Genomic DNA, 15,732 nt, shown 5'->3' on the forward strand with positions numbered 1-15,732 from the left:
CGGCTCACAGTTCTTCTCCCTGACGTCGCAGCAGGCGCAGATAGACAAGGGTGACGGCCAGCAGGATCAGCAGCATGACGACGCCGATGGCCGAACCGAGGCTGTACTGCGACGAGGCGAACGCCTTTTGGTACGCGTAGACGTTGAGCACGAGGTTCTGGCCCGCGACGCCTCCGCCGTTGGTCATCACATAGATCTGGGTGAAGACCTTGAAGTCCCAGATGATCGACTGGATGGTGACCACGACCAGGATGGGACGCAGCATGGGTGCCGTGATGGAGCGCCAGATGCGCCACTGGGACGCGCCGTCCAGCGAGGCCGCTTCCAGGACCTCGGCGGGGATGGCCTTGATGCCCGCGTACACGGTCACCATCACGAAGGGAAACGAGCACCAGACGACTTCGAAGAGGACCAGGGCGAAGGCGCTGTAGCGGCCGTAGGTCCAGGAGAAGTCGCCGAGTCCGAGGACTTTGTTGACGGGTCCGTAGTCGGGGTCGAAGAGGAAGACCCACACGGTGGAACCGGTGATCGCGGGCGTCGCCCAGGCGCCGAGGGCGGCCAGCATCAGCGCGAGTCGGGGGATCGCCCGGATGCGGGTGAGCAGGACGGCCATGGTGCAGCCGACGGCGAGGGTGGCGATCACACAGGCGGCTGCGAAGACCACCGTGGCCAGGAGGACCTGCCAGAACTGGTTGTCGGCGAACAGTTCCCGGTAGTTGTCGAGCCCCTTGAAGGTGGTGGGTTCACCACCGCTGACCTGGACTTGGGTGTATTCGAGGAAGGAGATCAGGCCGAGCTGGTAGATCGGGTAGACCAGCAGTCCGGCGAGGACGACGATCGCGGGCGCCAGATAGAGCCAGGGCGTCCAGCGGCTGCCGTGCCGACCCGTGGGGCGGCGCTTCTTGGAGCGGCCCTCCGGGGCCGGCGCGGTCTTGTCGACCGCGGCCGGCCCGGGGGCTGTCGCTTGGTGCGTCATGTTCGGTCAGCCGCTCGTATCAGCCTGCGGACGAGAAGGCGGCGTCCATCTTCTTGGCCGCTTCACCCGAGGCGGTGGCCACGTCCTTCTTGCCGCTGACGATCTCCTGGAACATCGTCGGCAGGACGAGGGAGGCGTCGATCTGGCCCCAGCCCGCGGAGGCGGGGACGAACTTGGCGCCCGCACCCAGCGTCTTGACGAAGGGCTCGACGAACGGCTCCTTCTGGGCCACCTCGGTACGCACGTCGGTGTAGGTCGGCAGGAAGCCCATGGCGTCGAAGAGCTTGCGCTGGCTGTCCTTGCCGGCGATGCCCTTCATCAGGTCGACCGCGAGCGTGCGGTGGCTGCTGCTCTTGAGGACACCCAGGTTGTTGCCGCCGGCGAAGGCCGGGGCGATCTCGCCCGCCTTCAGCCCGGGCAGCGGAACCACCGCGTACTTGCCCTTGACCACGCCGTCCTCGACCGCCTGGTGGCTGAAGTCACCGCCGATGGCCATGGCCGCCTTGCCGGAGGCGAAGGCGGTGACGGTCGCATTGCCGCCCATGGTGGCGCACTTGGCGGCCGGGCAGTTGTCGTTGCTGAAGAGCGAGGTGTACGCCTTGATGCCCTTCTGGGACTCGGCGCTGTTGATGGCCGACTTGTAGGACCCGGCGTCGCCGGTGGCCAACTCCCCACCGTGGGACCACAGGAACGGCATGGCGCCGTAGGTGTAGGCACCGCCGACGGCTATGCCGTACAGCTCGGGCTTCGCCTTGCGGATCTGCTTGGCGGTGGAGATCAGCTCGTCCTGGGTCTTGGGCGGCTGGATGCCCAGCTCCTTGAAGACGTCGGTGCGGTAGTAGAGCGCGCGCACGCCGACGAAGAGGGGTGCGCCGTAGACCTTGTCGTCGACGGTGACCGACTGGGTGGCGGTCGGGTCGGTGTCCTTGGCCTCGTCCCAGGCCCCGAACTCCTTGCTGATGTCGGCGAGCCCGCCGTCCTTCACATAGCCGGCGGTGTCCGTGTTGCCGTACTCGATGAGGTCGGGTGCGCTCTTGGGGTCGTTGAACGCCGCCTTGATGCGCTGGGCCCTGGTCTCGACGGGGATGTACTCGACCTCGACCTTGGAGCCCTTGTTCTTGGCGGTGAAGGCGGCCACGGCCTCGTCGACGACCTTCTTCTTGGGGTCGTTGTTGACCTCCTGGAAGAGCCAGACGCGCAGGGTGCCCTTCTTCTCGTCCTTCTTGGCGCTGTTGTCGGAGGTCTGGGGTGCACAGGCGGTGGCCGTGAGGCCGGCCAGCACGAGCGCCGCGACAGGGGCGGCGAAGCGGGAGCTGAGTTTCATTGGGCGGTCCCCTACAAGTAGACGTTGCAAAATACGCAACGCACGTTTCGTTCTCCACAACAGAGAGGAGGCTAGAGCGGGGACAAGACGGGGACAAGAGGTCTCAACCACTCTGTGACGTGCAGATGCATCCTCCGCAACGCGGCAGTTGAGTCACAAGGGGCTGGAGTGACCTGCACGAGCGCCGTCCATCGAGCCGCGCCCCAGGGCTTCGACGCCTCGGAATCTCAAAGTCCGGATTGTCGGGGAGAGGCTGAAAAAGGAGCCTCGGGGTCCCCAACGGGACGGCCGGGGCGCGGTGATATCACCGGGACAGGAGTGCACCGCGCGTCCAACGGAAGACAAGAAGACCTGAAGACCTGAAGACGGCCAGAAGCCCAACGGCCACCGCGCGAGCAACCAGCCGGCAGCCGGCTGGTTGCTCGCGCGACTGAGCGAGCGCCCCCGTCGATAGGCGGACCCGAACCGGTCGGCCGAATACCGCGCACCCCCATCGATCGGCGCATACGAAACGGCCCCGGGGGCGTCGCGATGATCGCGCGCCCCCGGGGCCGAAACGTCGAAAGACCGAAGCGGTGTCGTCAGCCGGTCAGGAGTCCTTGCCGCCCTTGCCGCCCTTGTCCCCGCCGGGACCCATCGACTCGTAGATCTCCTTGCACATGGGACAGACCGGGTACTTCTTGGGGTCGCGCCCCGGCACCCAGACCTTGCCGCACAGTGCCACCACGGGAGTGCCGTCGAGGGCACTCGCCATGATCTTGTCCTTCTGGACGTAATGGGCGAAGCGCTCGTGATCGCCGTCGCCATGCGACACCTGTGGCGTCGGCTCTACGAGGGTTCCCGTCCCAGTCCCGCGATCGGGCTCAAGAGTGCTCATGAACTCCAAGAATACCCGGGTGCCGACCCCCCGGGTTGCAGCGGCCCCGACCCGTCGCCGATCCCCTGCTCCGGCCGTCCGACACCACCCCTCCCGACGGCACCGGCCCCGCCCGTCCCGATACCCCCGGGGACCTCGTACGACCCGGCCACCACCGGAACCGATCAGTTGAGCGAGGGGTCGTCGGGGTACGTGGCGAACATGGCCAGTTCGCTGCGCTGTCTGCGCAGAACCTCCCGCCACAGGCCCTCCGGCCGCGGCGATGAGACATCGCCTGGCTCCGACTCGACGACGTACCAGGCGCCGTCCCCGAGTTCGCTCTCCAACTGGCCCGGACCCCATCCCGCGTACCCCGCGAAGATGCGCAGCGAACCGAGGGCGGGTCCGAGCAGTTCGGGAGGCGCCTCTAGGTCGACCAGGCCGATCGCCCCGAACACCCGGCGCCAGCCGAGGGGGCCTTCGTCCCCTGGAATGACCGCGATGCCGAGCGCCGAGTCCAAGGAGACCGGGCCGCCCTGGAAGACCACCCCGGGCTCACCGGCCAACCCCGCCCAGGACGCGAGGATGTCACCGACGCCCACCGGAGTGGGACGGTTGAGGACCACGCCGAGGGAACCCTCGTCGTCGTGGTCGAGCAGCAGAACGACGGCGCGGTCGAAGTTCGGATCCGCGAGGGCAGGGGTGGCGACGAGCAGTCGGCCTGTGAGCGAGGACACCTCGGTCATGCGACACATGATCCCGCATGTTCGGCGTCCACGGGGGCAGGGTTGCCACAGTCGGCGAGGACAGGTCCGAGGACAGGACAGACCGAACCACCACGCTCCCGTACAGAGCGTGACACTGTGCAAGCCCTGGTGGACCCAGTGTGCTGTACCGAAGTCATTACGACGCTGAGGGTCCTCGCCCATACAGGACATGGGTGAAGGCCCCTTACCCTTTTCTCTGACCCTCTGCCCGCCATCCCCCTCGCTGCACTGGGGGGACCCCCTCCGGAACGCGAGATTCATGACCGGCACAGACGATGTACTGCTTGTCCACGGCGGAACCCCGCTAGAGGGCGAGATCCGCGTCCGCGGCGCCAAGAACCTGGTGCCGAAGGCTATGGTCGCCGCCCTCCTCGGCAGCGAGCCGAGCAGACTGCGCAATGTGCCAGACATCCGCGATGTGCGGGTGGTGCGCGGACTGCTCCAACTGCACGGCGTGACCGTTCGCCCCGGTGATGAACCGGGCGAACTGGTGCTTGACCCGACGTACGTCGAAAGCGCCAATGTCGCCGACATCGACGCCCACGCCGGTTCATCGCGCATCCCGATCCTGTTCTGCGGCCCGCTGCTGCACCGACTGGGCCACGCCTTCATCCCGGGACTCGGCGGCTGCGACATCGGCGGCCGGCCGATCGACTTCCACTTCGACGTGCTGCGACAGTTCGGCGCGAAGATCGAGAAGCGGGCGGACGGCCAGTACCTGGAAGCACCGCAGCGGCTGCGCGGCTGCAAGATCCGGCTTCCGTACCCCTCGGTCGGCTCGACCGAGCAGGTGCTGCTCACGGCCGTCCTCGCCGAGGGCGTCACGGAGTTGTCGAACGCCGCGGTGGAGCCGGAGATCGAGGATCTGATCTGCGTGCTCCAGAAGATGGGCGCGATCATCTCGGTGGACACCGATCGGACGATCCGGATCACCGGTGTCGACCGGCTCGGCGGCTACGCCCACCGGGCGCTCCCGGACCGGCTGGAGGCCGCGTCCTGGGCGTCCGCAGCGCTGGCGACCGAGGGCAACATCTATGTGCGGGGCGCCCAGCAGCGCTCGATGATGACCTTCCTGAACACCTTCCGCCGGGTGGGCGGCGCCTTCGAGATCGACGACGAGGGCATCCGCTTCTGGCATCCGGGCGGGTCGCTGAACGCCATCGCGCTCGAAACGGACGTCCACCCCGGCTTCCAGACGGACTGGCAGCAGCCGCTGGTCGTGGCGCTCACCCAGGCGTCTGGCCTGTCCATCGTGCACGAGACGGTGTACGAGTCACGGCTGGGCTTCACCTCGGCGCTCAACCAGATGGGGGCGCACATCCAGTTGTACCGCGAGTGCCTGGGCGGCTCCGACTGCCGCTTCGGCCAGCGGAACTTCCTCCACTCGGCGGTGGTCTCGGGGCCGACGAAGCTCCAGGGCGCCGATCTGGTCATTCCCGACCTGCGGGGCGGATTCTCGTATCTGATCGCCGCCCTCGCGGCCCAGGGGACGTCCAGGGTGCACGGCATCGACCTGATCAACCGTGGATACGAGAACTTCATGGCGAAGTTGATGGAACTCGGCGCCAAGGTCGAACTGCCGGGCAGGGGCCTGGCCTAGGCCCTGTCCGGCGATCGGGACCGCGCCGGTCGGTGGTGTGTGCGTCACGGCCGACCGGCCGCACTTCGCAGTACTCCGCACGGTGATGAACGCCGGGTGGGCTGGATGATCCAGCCCACCCGGCGTTCCGTGTTTCCACCCGAAAGGCCCTCAGCGAGGCCCTGCACGAGGGACGCTGACGCCCATGGCCCGCGGGACGGCCCCAGAAGTCCACGTGCCTTTCTCGGGCCTGGACGATCGATTCAACGAGCGTTCGAGGGCAGGCCCGACAACCGTTCGACAGCCGGTTCGAGCTCGGTCCCCACGCCCCTCCACACCCCCATGGCCCCAGCGCCGGCCATGGGAGCACACGGGGCCGATCCTGTCCTACGCCGTGGGAGGACCGATCCAACGGGGAGCTGCGATCGACTCCAAGCGCTCAACAGGGCCTACGGAGCCCCGGCCCGCCCAGGGCCCCACTCCGGGTCGGCCGTCTCGCGGGAGAGCGTCCACGGGCGGCACAGGGTCCTTGCATGGCATGCACAAGGGCGGCTCCCCGCGGGGAGCCGCCCTTGTAGCGCCAAGTGGCGTAAGCAGTAACCGCTTACTTGCCCTTCGCCGCTTCCTTCAGCTTCGAGCCGGCCGAAACCTTCACGCTGTAGCCGGCGGGGATCTGGATCGGGTCGCCGGTCTGCGGGTTGCGCGCGGTACGAGCCGCACGGTGCGTGCGCTCGAAGGTCAGGAAGCCGGGGATGGTGACCTTCTCGTCGCCCTTGGCGACGACCTCGCCGACAGTCTCGGCGAGGGCGGCCAGAACGGCGTCGGCGTCCTTGCGGGTCACCTCGGCGCGGTCGGCCAGCGCGGCCACCAGCTCACTGCGGTTCATGTTCTTACTCCCGTGTTTCTTCTTGCCTATGAGGCGTGAGATCGAAGCCGATGCTGCCAGGGCCCACTGACAGTCCCCGGACCAGGGTCTACGTCAGACCCTCGCGCCCAGTTACGCATCCTGCCCCCACCAACGGCGGGAACGCCAATCCGGCACCCACCAGAGTCACACGAAAAGCGCCACTGCCACGTCGTGGTGACGTTCCGTCCACAGGGTGGGAACTCCTCGGAGCCACTGGGGCCATGGTCCGCCACCCTAGATCGGCGGTCAGGGCCGGGCATCTCGCGACGCGCCGTAGCTCAAGGAGACGTGGGACCCGTCACAGTGGCGGCAGCGGCCTTCGCGGCGGTGCGGACGGCTCCGGCGACCGCTCCAGCGACCTTGTCGTTGAAGACGGACGGGATGATGTAGTTCGGGTTCAGCTCGTCCTCGGTGACCACGCCGGCAAGCGCTGTCGCCGCCGCGAGCATCATCTCCGTGTTGACGGTGCGCGACTGGGCGTCCAGCAGTCCGCGGAAGACGCCGGGGAAGACCAGGACGTTGTTGATCTGGTTGGGGAAGTCGGAACGGCCCGTGGCGACAACTGCCGCGGTCTGCCGGGCGATTGCCGGGTCGACCTCGGGGTCGGGGTTGGCGAGGGCGAAGACGATCGAGTCCTTCGCCATGCCGGCGACGTCGTCGGCTCCGAGCAGGTTCGGCGCGGAGACACCGATGAACACGTCCGCGCCGGCCACGGCCTCCTTCAGGGTGCCGGTGACGCCCTCCGGGTTGGTGTTGTCCGCGATCCAGCGCAGCGGGGAGTCTGCCGCGGCGTCGCGCAGGTCCTCGCGGCCCGCGTGCACCACGCCGTGGATGTCGGCGACGACGGCATGCTTGACGCCGGCCGCGATCAGCAGCTTCAGGATGGCGGTTCCGGCGGCGCCGGCCCCGGACATGACCACCCGGACATCACCGATGCCCTTGCTGACCACCCGCAGGGCGTTGGTCAGCGCGGCGAGGACGACGATCGCGGTGCCGTGCTGGTCGTCGTGGAAGACGGGGATGTCCAGGGCCTCGCGCAGCCGTGCCTCGATCTCGAAGCAGCGGGGGGCGGAGATGTCCTCCAGATTGATGCCGGCGAAACCGGGGGCGATGGCCTTGACGATCGCGACGATCTCATCGGTGTTCTGGGTGTCCAGGCAGAGCGGCCAGGCATCGATGCCGGCGAAGCGCTTGAACAGGGCGGCCTTGCCCTCCATGACCGGCAGGGCGGCCTTGGGGCCGATGTTGCCGAGGCCGAGGACGGCGGAGCCGTCGGTGACCACGGCGACGGAATTCCGCTTGATGGTGAGGCGACGGGCGTCCTCGGGGTTCTCGGCGATCGCCATGCAGACCCGCGCCACACCGGGGGTGTAGATCATCGACAGGTCGTCACGGTTGCGGATGGGGTGCTTCGACGCCATCTCGATCTTGCCGCCGAGGTGCATCAGGAACGTACGGTCCGAGACCTTGCCGAGGATGACTCCCTCGATGCCGCGCAGACCCTCGACGATCTCTTCGGCGTGCGCGGTGGAGCTTGCGGCGATGGTGACGTCGATCCGCAGCTTCTCATGGCCGGACGCGGTCACGTCCAGACCGGTCACAGACCCGCCGGAGGACTCCACAGCCGTGGTGAGCTGGGAGACCGCGGTTCCGCTCGCGGGCACCTCCAGCCGGACCGTCATCGAATACGAGACGCTGGGCGCCGTTGCCATGACCGGGTTCCTCTGCTTTCCCTAGCTTCATTGCTATGCCTCCGCGGCGGGGGCAGCCCCCGGCGGATGCATTCTGATGGTCGCACCTACCTGCGGGTAGCAGGTAATAATGGTCCTTTTGTTTCCGGAATCGCTCTTCCACGATACGAGATTCACGGGCCCGATGTGGCCGTTCAGGTGATGGACCCGGCGTTATGAGGACCTCATGAGAGCTCCGTCCGGCCCATATGTGAAAAGGCCCACGTCACCAGGTGGGTGAAGTGGGCCTCACGGTGGAGCGAAAGGAAGAGATGACACCGACCCGCCATGCTCGCCTCGCGGCAAGTGGTCGCTCGAAGCGACGAAGGTTGGGCCCGGGGGCTTGGATCGGGCCGGTGTCACAACCAGGCTAACAAACCACCCCGGTAAGTGATTCCCCCCGCGCACGTTGACTCCGTGTCAGTCACCAGGATGCCTCCGTTCGGTACGGAATCGAGGAGCGGGGCCAGCGGGAGCGGCCTTCCCGGCGCGCGCTCGGGTGACCTCGAAGGACCGGAGCGGACGGGCCCCGCATACCGGCCTCTAAGAAGGCCCGTAGGAAGCCCCGCGCAACGGCACGTACGAGGAGACGCACGAAGAGACGGAGGGGACGTACGGGGGCGGTCACGCGGGACCCGCCCCCTCGGGCCCGTGACCGCCCCTCCGCGGGACCCGCCCCCTCAGTCCCGCAGCAGCTCCGGCACGCCCTCGCCGTCGGGAGCGTCGCGCCGCCCCGACACCACGGTCAGCTCCTGCGTCGCCCGGGTGAGACAGACGTACAGCACCCTGAGACCGGCCGCGGTGTTCCCCGCGATCTCGGCCGGGGAGACCACCACCGTCGCGTCGTACTCCAATCCCTTCGCCTCCAGCGAGCCGAGGGCCACCGCCCGCTCCCCCAGCCCCTCCAGCCAGCGCGCGGCCTCTTCGCGGCGGTTCATGGCGACCACCACACCGACCGTGCCGTCCACCCGGTCGAGCAGCCGCTCGGTCTCCTTGCGCACGACGGAACCGAGGTCGTCGTCGCCCACGGCGGTGAAGCGCGGTACGACACCGGTGGAGCGGACCGCGGTCGGCGACTCCATCCCGGGCATGGCACGCGCCAGCACCTTGGCGGCCAACTCGGCGATCTCGGCGGGGTTGCGGTAGTTCACCGTCAGTTGGAAGCGGCGGCGCGGCCTGCTGCCGAGCGCCTCCTCACGCGCCGCGACCGCCTCTTCGGGGTCGGGCCAGGAGGACTGGGCAGGGTCGCCGACCACGGTCCAGGTCGCGTGGCGTCCGCGCCGCCCGACCATCCGCCACTGCATGGGGGTGAGGTCCTGTGCCTCGTCGACGATGACGTGGGCGTACTCGGTCCGCTCCGCGGCCAGCCGTTCGGCGCGCTCCCGCTGGGTCTCCTCCCGCTGTGGCATTAGTTCCTCCAGACCGGTGAGCTGGTCCAACGGGTCGAGCTCCCGCTTCTTGCGGGGGCGGTGCGGCGTGCCGAGCAGCGTGTGGAGTTCATCGAGGATCGCCACGTCATGGACGGATAGCGGTCCCTTGCCATCCGTACCGGCGCGCCGTAGCGAACGGGCGAGGCGGCGCACCTCGCCGGGGGTGAAGATGCGCCGGGCCCAGCGTCCGAGCCGTCGTTCGTCCGCCATGGCCGCCAGTACCCCACGCGGGGTGAGCTCTGGCCACCAGGCGCCCAGGAAGGCGATGAAGGCGTCCTCGCTGGTGATGTCCTCGTCGAAGGAGGAGCGCAGTTCGGCGGCGAGCTCCGGATCGGTGTGCCGACCGGAGGCGCCCGACTTCGCCCACAGCGCGTCCAGGAGCAGCCGCCGGGCCCGGGGGCGGAGCAGGTTGACCGGTGCCGTGCCGCTGAGGACGGAGTGTCGGATGCGATGCAGTTCCTCGGCCTCCAGCTCGATGCGGCGGCCGAAGGCGACCACGCGCAGCCGGTCGGGGGTGCCGGCGTCGGCTGACTCGTCGAGGGCGAGTTGTCCGTTGCGTACGGACACGGTGGGGCCCGATCGCTCCAGCGCCCCGCGGGCGACCTTGCGGAGCACCGCGAGCATCCGGGCCGAGCCCTTGATCCGGGCGGTCTCGGGCGGGTCGTAGGCGGTGGCCTCGGCACCGTCGACGAGATGGCCGAGCGCTCGGATCGCGACCTGTCCCTCCTCGCCCAGTGACGGCAGCACGCCTTCGGTGTAGGCGACGAGCAGCGGGGTCGGGGACACGATCAGGATGCCGCCCGAGTACCTCCTGCGGTCCTGGTAGAGGAGGTAGGCGGCCCGGTGCAGGGCCACTGCGGTCTTTCCGGTGCCGGGGCCGCCCTCCACATGGGTGACGGAGGCGGCGGGGGCCCTGATCACCAGGTCCTGTTCGGCCTGGATGGAGGCGACGATGTCGCGCATGGTGTGGCTGCGGGCCTGGCCGAGCGCGGCCATCAGCGCCCCGTCGCCGACCACGGCCAGGGGCGCGTCGTCGAGGGTGGCCGTCAGTTCGGGGCGCATCAGGTCGTCCTCGACTCCGAGGACCCGGCGTCCCTTGGACCGGATGACCCGTCTGCGCACCACGCGACCCGGGTCGACTGGGGTGGAGCGGTAGAAGGGCGCGGCGGCCGGGGCTCGCCAGTCGATCACCAGCGGTGTGTAGTCGGCTTCGAGGACGCCGATGCGACCGATGTGGAGGGTCTCGGCGATCTTTGCGGTGTTCTGGGGTCCGATGGCGTCGTCGGCGGGCTCGATGGAGGTGTAGGCACCATCGGGACCCTTCTTGCCGTCCTTGCCGAGGAGGAGGTCGATTCGGCCGAAAAGAAAGTCCTCGAACTCGTTGTTGAGCCGATTGAGATGGACTCCGGCGCGAAATACCTGCGCGTCGCGTTCGGCGAGGGCGCCGGGGGTTCCGACCTGGCCCAGTTTTGCGGCGTCACGCATCAGGAACTCCGCCTGATGGATGTTCTCTTCCAGTCGGCGGTAGACCTGGTCCAGATGCTGTTGTTCGGTGTCGATTTCGCGATCCCGGAGCGACTGGAGCGGGTCGTCCTGGAGCGAACCGCCCCGGGCGGATCTATCGCTCGGGTGTTGGTCGACAGCATCAACAGCGTCGACAGCGGCTTCCTGCGCGGCCACTGAGGGCCCCCTTCTGACGTGCACTGGGCAGCCGTCAACCGTACGCGAAGGGGGCGATTCTGTCAGGCGTCGATTTCTACCAATTTCTTGTTGTCGAAGGTACGGACCTCGAAACGGTCGATCTCATTGCGCTCCATGGCGGCTCCGCCGTGCACATAGAGCGGATTCTTCGCGGCCTTGTGCGGACTGTCGACAATGCCGTATCCCCACTTCGGAACCGCCCAGGAGGTCACGACCTCCTCCTCGCCGGTCTTCGAGATGGCGACCAGCGAGCACTTCTGCGGCCCCTTGACGTTCTTGAGTTCCAAGACCGTGTGGGTGCCCCAGCCCTTCTTCTCCAGCCCGACGGTGGCGGTGACGCTCGTCGTCATGTCCGTCGCCTCGATCTTCTCCTCCATGTGGTTGAAGAAGGCGTCCTCGGCGGGGGACGTGGGATGGGCCTCGACCTTGGGACCGTGCTGGGGGTCGTCCGCGGTGGCCAGCACGGCGACCGTGGGTCCCGTGATGATCAGGGCGGCGGCAGCGGCGATCATGTACATCCCGCGCCGGCGTTTGGCGGCCCGCTTGGTCGCGACCTCGTCGAGGAGGCCGTTCAGCACCTTGGGGCCGGGCGGGACGGGCACCACCGGGATGGGCTTGGCCTGCTCGTGCCCGGCCGAGGTCGACCGGTACGCAGGAGGAGGCTGCTGGAACCCGTTGGAGGGCTGCTGGTAGCCACCGGGCGAAGGCGGCGGGAACGGCTCGCTCCATCCGGCGGATCGAGGCCCCGGCAGATTCACCACATTGGGCCCGGACGCCTGGAACGGCACTGAAGGGACCTCGGCGAGCATCGCGAGCATCGGTTCCATGCCCGCGAACTCTTCGAGGTGGGTCGCGCAGATATCGCACCCCGCGAGGTGCATCTCGAACGCCGAAGCATCCGCGTCGTCGAGTACGCCGAGCACATATGCGCCGACGGCGTCGTGCACGGATTCCGGCTCAGGCGTGGTCATGCCGTGACCCCCCTTTCCTCCAGTGCGAGTTTCATGGAACGAAGTGCGTAGAACACACGGGACCGCACCGTCCCGCTGGGTATGCCGAGTGTCTCGGCCGCCTCATTGACCGTACGCCCCTTGAAGTACGTCTCGACAAGTACTTCCCGGTGGGCGGGGGTCAAATCATCGAGCGCATCTGCGAGCGTCATCAGCCACAACGCCTTGTCGATCTCGTCCTCCGCGGGCATGACCTCCAGCGGCGACGGGTCAACCTCCTGCGGCCGGGCCTGCCGGCTGCGGTGACCGTCGATGACGATGCGGCGAGCCACCGTCACCAGCCAGGGTCGGACAGAGCCAGTTGCTCGGTTGAGCTGACCGGCGTTCTTCCAGGCACGGATGAGCGTCTCCTGCACCACGTCCTCGGCACGCTGACGGTCTCCCGCCACGAGGCGCAGTACATAGGCGAGCAGAGGACCCGCATGTTCGCGATACAGCGCACGCATGAGTTCCTCGTCGGGGACAGAGGAATTCGAGCGTGGCTTCTCGCTTCGATGGCGGGCCCTGTGCGGACGGTCATCGGCCACGGCCGCATCTTTGCGCACCTGCAACCTCCCGGTCGAGACCCTGACTTCGGCTGACTCTTGTCCCCCTCCTCTACGGGGGCGGGCGTCGAGTCATTCAATGCCGAGCCAAAAATGTTTCAAGTTCTTTCCAGGGGTCGACTGGTCCTATTCTGTTGTGGATAGCGGCAGTTGACGGTCTTTCATATGATGAGGATGAACGCCTTGGTGCCGCTTTGTCAGGGTGCTGAGGCCCCGTCAAACCCGGGCCACGGCCGCTGCCCGGCGTCGATGCCGGGCAACTCGCTCCCGGTTTCCACAGACCTCGCTGGAGCACCAGCGCCTTCTGCGCCCCCGGGACGTGTCCAGATAGATACGTCGGCAGCTCTCCCCCTCGCACTGGCGGAGCCTGGAGAGCGCCTGCGGGTCCGTCAGCAGATCCAGCGCGTCCCGGGCCACCGCGGCGAGCAGTGCCGTGCATTCGGGGGTGCCGCCGAGGGTCCGTACGAGCGAGCCGTTCCCGTCGCGCACCGCCCTGATCGAGGGTGGTGAAGCGGTGGCCAGGGCGTTGACCCGCTCCAGGGCCGAGTCCGCGAAGCGCCCGCCGAGCTCGGCCCGGACCAGTTGATCGATCCACAGCCTGAGTTCGACGAAGCGGTCGGCCCACGGCCCGTCCACGACGCTCACCGGGGTGCCGGCCGGGAGGAGAGCCGCATCGAGCAACCAGCGGCCCAGGAACCCCCGGTTCAGCAGGAGTTCGGGGCCGGCGCCCGGCGCCGATGTCGCCATGAGGTCCAGGCAGGTGCGTCCGGAGTCGAACCGCCAGTCGTAGTCAGCCGTACCGGTCGCATCGGTCGTCATCCGCCTGTCACCGCCTCAAGGTCACTGCCTCAGGTCACTGTCCGGGGAGCCACTACCCGCTCTTCGCCCTCCAGAGTGCCTGCCCGGACGGGCGGTCGGAACCCCTCCTCCCGGAGCTGATCCGACCGCTCGCCCGAGGGACCTCAGTCCCGCACGACGTCAGGAGCGATGTCCTCCCGCTCGGCGGGGGCCGTGCTGCGCGCCGACTTGGCGACCGGAGCGCCGCAGAAGACGGCTTCCAGCGTGCGCGGCAGGGTGTTGAGGACGGAACCGTTGTTCGAGGTGTTGGCGACCGAGGTCACCGAGCGCTTGCCGTCCGCAGAGGTGAACGAGAAGGTGTAGAACCCCTGGACCGTGCCCGTGTGGCCGTACACCGACACCCCGCAGGACAGGTCCCGTCGGCGCAGCCCCAGCCCATAGCCCTGGGTGCTGTTGACCGTCGTCCACTGCTGCATCTGCGAGAGCTGGGCGTCGGAGATCACCTCGCCGCGGTTCAGTGCGGAGAAGAAGGTGTTCAGGTCCTTGGCGCTGGAGATGACGGCGCCCGCGCTCTGCCCCCACGAGACGGTCTGCTCGGTGGAGTCGACCAGCGGGGCACCGGCCTCGTCGGGCCGCAGATAGCCCTTGATGTGCTGACCGGGGATGGTCGTCCTGGGGTGGACGTAGAAGGTGCTGGAGAGCTTCAGCGGCTTGATGATCCGCTTCTTGAAGTTGCTGGCCACGGATCGGCCGGTGAGCTTCTCGATCAGCATGCCGCCGACCACGAAGTTGGTGTTGGAGTACGCGTACGCGGCTCCCGGTTGGACGGTCCTGGGCTTCGCGAGGGAGAGGTCGACCAGCTCCTGATTGCTGAAGACCCGATTCCGTACCGCTTCGAAGCCCGGGACGGTCGCGGCGAACATGTCGTTCGTGTAGTCGTACAGGCCGCTGCGGTGGCTCAGCAGGTGCCGCACGGTGATCCGGTCGTCCGGCAGCAGGCCCGGCAGATAGGTGTTGACGGGGGCGTCGAGGGTCAGTTTGTCCTCGTCGACGAGTTGGAGGAGCACCACCGAGGTGAAGGACTTGCTCACGCTGCCGACGCGGAAGCGGTCGTCCGCGCTCATCGCCCGTCCGGTGCCCCGGTCGCCGATGCCTTCGGTGACCTTGTGGACGGTGCCGTTGTCGTCGACCCGGGCCATCGCGCCCGGAGCCCCGAGGGCGAGCGCGCTCCGCAGGGCTTCGCGCAGGGCCGTGAGGTCGGAGGTGGCGGATGCGGCCCGGGTGACGGTGGTCGAAGCCGTCGAGGGCGCGGCGGACACCGTCTGCGCGGGGACGAGGGCGACCAGCGGAGCCAGCAGAGCAGCACCCAGCGCCGTGCCCTTGCCCACCATTCCTGAGACCATGTGAGTTCTTCTCCCGTGCATCAGAGCGAGCCGCGCCGCGGAATGCGGGCGCAGCCACCGGCTCTACGCACGGGGGCACCAGGAAGGTTGCACCGGATGTGGCACAGGTCCAGAGGGATCTGCTTCGGATAAGGATCTACACCTGCGGGCCCGGCGGCGATTAGCTGCCAAGTCGGTGAAGTGCCCCGGAGGCCAAGCACCTGGCCCAGAACGTCCACGAGGCTCGCCCCGGCATGCAAAAGACCCCCTGCCCTGGCGAAGTTCTCGCAGGTCAGAGGGTCTTTATACACATGGGGTGGTGGAGATGGCGGGAATCGAACCCGCGTCCAACGGTGCAGAATCAGGACTTCTCCGAGCGCAGTCCGCTGCGATTTTCTCAGCCCCGGAGATCACGCGGACAAGTCTCCGACGGGCTCAGTCACTGTTTGATTTCCCTCAGGACCCCGTGACCGGGCCTAGAGGTTTAGTTCCCTTGATGACGTTAGGAACCGGGTCGGGAACAGCCCCGGGCTAACGCTCCATGAGTGAAGGTTCGCTCTTACTGCTTATTAGGCAGCGAGGGCGAAGGCTTCGGAGTTATCGCGCTTAGAATCGGCGATTATTGGTTGCGACATATGGTTTACGAGATCATTGCCGCTTCCTCGGCTCGCTTCTCCTGCTTCGACATCCGCTGTCGAAACCGATCATCCCCATGTTGATTTTTCAA

At 67.8% G+C, this 15,732-nt stretch carries 13 protein-coding genes and 1 other RNA gene; 2 read left to right on the forward strand and 12 right to left on the reverse strand.

The annotated features are described in order from the left end of the window. Positions 1 to 4: 4 nt before the first annotated feature. The 4 genes from OID54_RS15075 to OID54_RS15090 form a co-directional block, all read right to left on the reverse strand. On the reverse strand, positions 5 to 976 hold the full coding sequence (locus tag OID54_RS15075) for a carbohydrate ABC transporter permease (protein ID WP_329019646.1): 972 nt from the start codon (positions 974 to 976) through the stop codon (positions 5 to 7). Positions 977 to 995: 19 nt separating this feature from the next. Next, positions 996 to 2,300, reverse strand: a complete 1,305-nt coding sequence (locus OID54_RS15080) for an extracellular solute-binding protein (RefSeq protein WP_329019649.1) — start codon at positions 2,298 to 2,300, stop codon at positions 996 to 998. A 589-nt stretch (positions 2,301 to 2,889) separates the two neighbouring features. Next, positions 2,890 to 3,177 (reverse strand): DUF3039 domain-containing protein, encoded by a 288-nt coding sequence (locus OID54_RS15085; protein ID WP_250922584.1) that lies wholly within the window; start codon positions 3,175 to 3,177, stop codon positions 2,890 to 2,892. A gap of 164 nt (positions 3,178 to 3,341) precedes the next feature. After that, the gene (locus OID54_RS15090) at positions 3,342 to 3,902 is read right to left on the reverse strand and encodes a YqgE/AlgH family protein (protein ID WP_329019653.1); all 561 of its coding nucleotides are present in this window, start codon (positions 3,900 to 3,902) and stop codon (positions 3,342 to 3,344) included. A gap of 280 nt (positions 3,903 to 4,182) precedes the next feature. Here OID54_RS15090 and murA point away from each other — a divergent pair, with 280 nt between their 5' ends. Next, complete coding sequence (murA, locus tag OID54_RS15095; RefSeq protein ID WP_329019655.1) at positions 4,183 to 5,523, forward strand: UDP-N-acetylglucosamine 1-carboxyvinyltransferase; 1,341 nt, start codon at positions 4,183 to 4,185, stop codon at positions 5,521 to 5,523. Between the two features lie 583 nt (positions 5,524 to 6,106). On the opposite strand, the gene OID54_RS15100 is transcribed toward murA, so the two are convergent. The 3 genes from OID54_RS15100 to OID54_RS15110 form a co-directional block, all read right to left on the reverse strand. Further along, entirely contained in the window at positions 6,107 to 6,388 is a 282-nt protein-coding gene (locus OID54_RS15100; protein WP_004571953.1) for an HU family DNA-binding protein, read from the reverse strand. A gap of 299 nt (positions 6,389 to 6,687) precedes the next feature. Next, on the reverse strand, positions 6,688 to 8,121 hold the full coding sequence (locus OID54_RS15105; RefSeq protein ID WP_329019658.1) for an NAD-dependent malic enzyme: 1,434 nt from the start codon (positions 8,119 to 8,121) through the stop codon (positions 6,688 to 6,690). 698 nt (positions 8,122 to 8,819) lie between these two features. Then, positions 8,820 to 11,054, reverse strand: a complete 2,235-nt coding sequence (locus OID54_RS15110; RefSeq protein ID WP_329019661.1) for a HelD family protein — start codon at positions 11,052 to 11,054, stop codon at positions 8,820 to 8,822. 15 nt (positions 11,055 to 11,069) lie between these two features. On the opposite strand from OID54_RS15110, the gene OID54_RS15115 reads away from it, so the two are divergent. Beyond that, positions 11,070 to 11,252 carry a hypothetical protein gene (locus tag OID54_RS15115; protein WP_329019664.1) on the forward strand — a complete coding sequence of 61 codons (183 nt, stop codon included), beginning with the start codon at positions 11,070 to 11,072 and terminating at the stop codon, positions 11,250 to 11,252. Positions 11,253 to 11,311: 59 nt separating this feature from the next. On the opposite strand, the gene OID54_RS15120 is transcribed toward OID54_RS15115, so the two are convergent. The 5 genes from OID54_RS15120 to ssrA form a co-directional block, all read right to left on the reverse strand. Continuing rightward, on the reverse strand, positions 11,312 to 12,241 hold the full coding sequence (locus tag OID54_RS15120; protein WP_329019667.1) for an anti-sigma factor family protein: 930 nt from the start codon (positions 12,239 to 12,241) through the stop codon (positions 11,312 to 11,314). Next, on the reverse strand, positions 12,238 to 12,825 hold the full coding sequence (locus OID54_RS15125; RefSeq protein WP_329019670.1) for a sigma-70 family RNA polymerase sigma factor: 588 nt from the start codon (positions 12,823 to 12,825) through the stop codon (positions 12,238 to 12,240). Before OID54_RS15125 ends, OID54_RS15120 begins: the two co-directional genes overlap by 4 nt. A gap of 216 nt (positions 12,826 to 13,041) precedes the next feature. Continuing rightward, complete coding sequence (locus tag OID54_RS15130) at positions 13,042 to 13,644, reverse strand: CGNR zinc finger domain-containing protein (RefSeq protein WP_329019673.1); 603 nt, start codon at positions 13,642 to 13,644, stop codon at positions 13,042 to 13,044. A 143-nt stretch (positions 13,645 to 13,787) separates the two neighbouring features. Beyond that, the gene (locus OID54_RS15135; RefSeq protein ID WP_329019675.1) at positions 13,788 to 15,026 is read right to left on the reverse strand and encodes a serine hydrolase domain-containing protein; all 1,239 of its coding nucleotides are present in this window, start codon (positions 15,024 to 15,026) and stop codon (positions 13,788 to 13,790) included. Between the two features lie 296 nt (positions 15,027 to 15,322). Next, positions 15,323 to 15,717: a transfer-messenger RNA gene (gene ssrA / locus OID54_RS15140) on the reverse strand. Positions 15,718 to 15,732: the final 15 nt, after the last annotated feature.

The sequence above is a fragment of the Streptomyces sp. NBC_00690 genome, from assembly GCF_036226685.1.
GTDB lineage: Bacteria > Actinomycetota > Actinomycetes > Streptomycetales > Streptomycetaceae > Streptomyces.

What these genes read in the sequence shown, in the direction of transcription:
- OID54_RS15130 (WP_329019673.1), bottom strand. Translation starts at nt 13,644, where the DNA reads ATGACGACCGATGCGACCGGTACGGCTGACTACGACTGGCGGTTCGAC.
- OID54_RS15115 (WP_329019664.1), top strand. Translation starts at nt 11,070, where the DNA reads ATGGATGTTCTCTTCCAGTCGGCGGTAGACCTGGTCCAGATGCTGTTG.
- murA (WP_329019655.1), top strand. Translation starts at nt 4,183, where the DNA reads ATGACCGGCACAGACGATGTACTGCTTGTCCACGGCGGAACCCCGCTA.
- OID54_RS15100 (WP_004571953.1), bottom strand. Translation starts at nt 6,388, where the DNA reads ATGAACCGCAGTGAGCTGGTGGCCGCGCTGGCCGACCGCGCCGAGGTG.
- OID54_RS15075 (WP_329019646.1), bottom strand. Translation starts at nt 976, where the DNA reads ATGACGCACCAAGCGACAGCCCCCGGGCCGGCCGCGGTCGACAAGACC.
- OID54_RS15110 (WP_329019661.1), bottom strand. Translation starts at nt 11,054, where the DNA reads ATGCGTGACGCCGCAAAACTGGGCCAGGTCGGAACCCCCGGCGCCCTC.
- OID54_RS15085 (WP_250922584.1), bottom strand. Translation starts at nt 3,177, where the DNA reads ATGAGCACTCTTGAGCCCGATCGCGGGACTGGGACGGGAACCCTCGTA.
- OID54_RS15105 (WP_329019658.1), bottom strand. Translation starts at nt 8,121, where the DNA reads ATGGCAACGGCGCCCAGCGTCTCGTATTCGATGACGGTCCGGCTGGAG.
- OID54_RS15135 (WP_329019675.1), bottom strand. Translation starts at nt 15,026, where the DNA reads ATGGTCTCAGGAATGGTGGGCAAGGGCACGGCGCTGGGTGCTGCTCTG.
- OID54_RS15120 (WP_329019667.1), bottom strand. Translation starts at nt 12,241, where the DNA reads ATGACCACGCCTGAGCCGGAATCCGTGCACGACGCCGTCGGCGCATAT.
- OID54_RS15090 (WP_329019653.1), bottom strand. Translation starts at nt 3,902, where the DNA reads ATGACCGAGGTGTCCTCGCTCACAGGCCGACTGCTCGTCGCCACCCCT.
- OID54_RS15080 (WP_329019649.1), bottom strand. Translation starts at nt 2,300, where the DNA reads ATGAAACTCAGCTCCCGCTTCGCCGCCCCTGTCGCGGCGCTCGTGCTG.